The sequence below is a fragment of the Xanthobacter sp. BG11Y11_SDJG genome (assembly GCF_057364445.1).
Genome location: NZ_JBNFNU010000468.1, coordinates 1 through 2,935, shown reverse-complemented (window position 1 = coordinate 2,935; position 2,935 = coordinate 1). Strand labels below are relative to the sequence as shown.

General features: G+C 72.3%; 3 protein-coding genes and 2 pseudogenes. All 5 read right to left on the bottom strand.

All coding sequences use genetic code 11. The annotated features are described in order from the left end of the window. Positions 1-131: 131 nt before the first annotated feature. Positions 132-506 (bottom strand): Fur family transcriptional regulator, encoded by a 375-nt coding sequence (locus AC2W7M_RS23000; protein WP_121624555.1) that lies wholly within the window; start codon positions 504-506, stop codon positions 132-134. A 145-nt stretch (positions 507-651) separates the two neighbouring features. Then, positions 652-942 (bottom strand): GNAT family N-acetyltransferase, encoded by a 291-nt coding sequence (locus tag AC2W7M_RS22995; RefSeq protein WP_486135207.1) that lies wholly within the window; start codon positions 940-942, stop codon positions 652-654. Between the two features lie 292 nt (positions 943-1,234). After that, positions 1,235-1,813, bottom strand: a pseudogene (gene tsaB, locus AC2W7M_RS22990) (tRNA (adenosine(37)-N6)-threonylcarbamoyltransferase complex dimerization subunit type 1 TsaB); the annotation flags it as partial. A 129-nt stretch (positions 1,814-1,942) separates the two neighbouring features. Then, positions 1,943-2,503 carry a NifU family protein gene (locus tag AC2W7M_RS22985; RefSeq protein ID WP_486135205.1) on the bottom strand — a complete coding sequence of 187 codons (561 nt, stop codon included), beginning with the start codon at positions 2,501-2,503 and terminating at the stop codon, positions 1,943-1,945. A gap of 238 nt (positions 2,504-2,741) precedes the next feature. Next, positions 2,742-2,935: pseudogene (locus tag AC2W7M_RS22980) on the bottom strand (ParB/RepB/Spo0J family partition protein); the annotation flags it as partial.

The following is a 2,935-nucleotide window of genomic DNA, read 5'->3' as shown; positions in this document are numbered from 1 at the left end:
AGCCGGGCCGACCGCGTCCGGCAGGCCGACGGCGGGCGCGGATCGCCGCCGGCCGCGGTCACGGGCGCGTCCGATGGAATGTCCATCGGGGGCGTCGGGCCTTGATGCGTCATCGCGAGGCGGCGCGCCGCTCACTCCTCGTCCAGGGGCACGGCATAGAGTTCCAGGCGGTGGCCCACCAGCTTGAAGCCGAGCCGGCGCGCCATCTCCTCCTGCAGGCGCTCGATCTCCTCCGAGCGGAACTCGATGACGCGGCCGGTGCGCAGGTCGATCAGGTGGTCGTGGTGCTCGTCCGGCATCTGCTCGTAGCGGGCGCGGCCGTCGCCGAAATCGTGCCGCTCGATGATGCCGGCATCCTCCAGCATCTTCACGGTGCGGTAGACGGTGGAGATGGAGATCTTGTCGTCGATCGCGGCGGCGCGCCGGTACAGCTCCTCCACATCGGGATGGTCGGCGGCGCCCGAGAGCACGCGGGCGATCACCCGGCGCTGCTCGGTCATGCGCATGCCCTTGGCGAGGCAGGCCTCCTCGATCACGCTGATCTTGTCATTCAAGGGCGGCACCTCCGCATGCCGGCGACAGACCGCCTTATCGCTTTCCCACCGGCCCGCCGCAAGGGGCGCGGGGCCGCGGGGCGGAGCCCGTCGGGAGTCAGAAATCCAGGCGCAGCAGCAGCGCATCGGCGGCGCCGGCGTCATAATAGCCCTTGCGCCGGCCCACCTCGGCATAGCCGAGGCGGCGGTAGAGCGCGAGGGCGCCGCCATTGCCCTCCTCCACCTCCAGGAACGAGGTGGTGACGCCCTCCGCCGCGAGCCGCGCGAGGTGATGGCGCAGCAGCGCCCGGCCGAGGCCGCGCCCGCCGCCGGTCGGTGCGCACGGCCACCGAGAGGATTTCCGCTTCCGGCGCCACCACGTGGGAGACGACGAAGCCCAGGGGCGCACCGCGCGGCCCCTCGCTCACCACATGGGCGCGCACCGCGCGCTCGGCGATCAGGCGCTCGAATTCCTCGGCGTCCCAGCCGTGACGGAAGGCGCGGGCATGGATCTGCGCCATCAGGCCGGCATCGGCGGCGACCGCGTCCCGCACCGCCGGCGGGCGCGGCGGGAACAGCCTTTCGATCAGGCTCCTCATCGGCGGGCGATGCGCGCCTTGTCCTGCGGCTTGGCGTCCGGCGGGCGCAGATAGAAGGGCCGCGGCTCGGCCACGGCGGGATCGGCGACCGCGCCGAGGCGCGCCACCCAGGCGATGTCCGGCGGCGGCGGCGAAATCCACCGAGACCGGGGGCTGCTCGCCGGGGCGCCAGGCGTCGGCGATCAGGGCAGCGCCGGAGCCGACGAGGCGCGCCGGGCCGATCGCCACCGCCCGCGCCGCGTCGCGCACCGTGGTGGCGCGCGGGGCGATGAGGGTGCGCCCGCTGGCGCCGAACATCTGCAGGAAGACGTTGTCGTGGCGCGCATCAATGGCGGCGACCACCGGCAGCGTGTCGTCGGTGGCGAGGAACGGGGCGGCGAGGGCGGCGAGCGTGGTGATGCCTGCCACCGGCCGGTCGCAGGCAAGCCCGAAGCCGCGCGCCGCCGAGATGCCGACCCGGAGCCCGGTGAAGCTGCCCGGCCCGACGGTGACGGCGAACCGGTCGATCTGCTCGAAGTCGAGCCCGGCGGCGGCCATGACGCGCTCCACCATGGGGATCAGCGCCTCCGCATGGCCGCGCTCCATGAGCACGCTGTCGCCGGCCACCACCGTGTCGGCATCGGCGTCGAGCACGGCCACCGAACAGGCGGCGAGCGCGGTATCTATGGCAAGCACAAGCATTAACGGACGCCCTTCTCACCCCTCACGATTGACCGGAAACGGCGCCGGCGGAAGGGGTTGGGCGGTGCTTACCCTTTCTCAAGGTTAATGCGGGCGGGCGGGCGCCGGTGCGCGCAGGCGGCGAACCGCTCAGACCGGGCGCACCTCCTGCACCTCGGGCACGAAGTGCCGCAAGAGGTTCTCGATGCCGTTCTTCAGCGTCGCCGTGGAGGAGGGGCAGCCGGAGCACGAGCCCTTCATGTTGAGGAACACGACGCCCTCCTTGAAGCCGCGGAAGGTGATGTCGCCGCCGTCATTGGCCACCGCCGGGCGCACCCGCGTCTCCAGCAGCTCCTTGATGGTGGAGACGATCTCGGCATCGTCCGCGGCGAAGAACTCGTCCTCGTCGTCGTGCGTGGCGGCGACGCCCTCGGCCACCACTGGGGCGCCGGAGAGGAAGTGCTCCATGATGGCGCCGAGGATGGCCGGCTTCATCTGAGGCCACTCGCCCTTGGCCTTGGTGACGGTGACGAAGTCCGAACCCAGGAACACGCCGGAGACGCCGTCCACCTCGAACAGGCGCTGGGCGAGCGGCGAGCGGCCGGCATCGTCGGGCGAGCGCACCTCCAGCGTGCCCTCGCCGAGCACGGAGCGGCCGGGCAGGAACTTCAGGGTCGCCGGGTTCGGCGTCGCTTCGGTCTGGATGAACATCGCAAGGCGTCCTTGGAACGGGGGATGCGGCATGCGCCGCTCTTCATTCCCGAAGATAGGCGCTCGCCTTGCCTGCGGAAAGACCGCGCCGCGGCAATTGTCCCGGATCGGCACGGAGATGCCGCGCGGTGGGGAACGCCATGGGAACGAAGCGGGCGCGAATCGGCCTGGCGGGGAGTTGCCCGTTCGTTCCCGCCGCGCCGGGGCGCCGGCGCAGCGATCCTGGCGGCCGCAGCGCTCAGTCCAGACCCAGGCGGCGGCAGATGTCGTCCAGCTGGTCGAGGCTGGCATAGAGGATGCGCAATTCGCCCGCTTCGCCCTTGCCGGCGATGGCGACCTTGAGGCCGAGGGCGCGGCGAGGCGCTTCTCCAGGGGCCGCACGTCGCGCTCTTCGCCTCCGCGCGCCGCGCGGATCCCGCGCCCGTTCGGCGG

Excerpts from the sequence above, each read along its gene's own strand:
- AC2W7M_RS22985 (WP_486135205.1), bottom strand. The coding sequence starts at position 2,503 with ATGTTCATCCAGACCGAAGCGACGCCGAACCCGGCGACCCTGAAGTTC.
- AC2W7M_RS23000 (WP_121624555.1), bottom strand. The coding sequence starts at position 506 with ATGCGCATGACCGAGCAGCGCCGGGTGATCGCCCGCGTGCTCTCGGGC.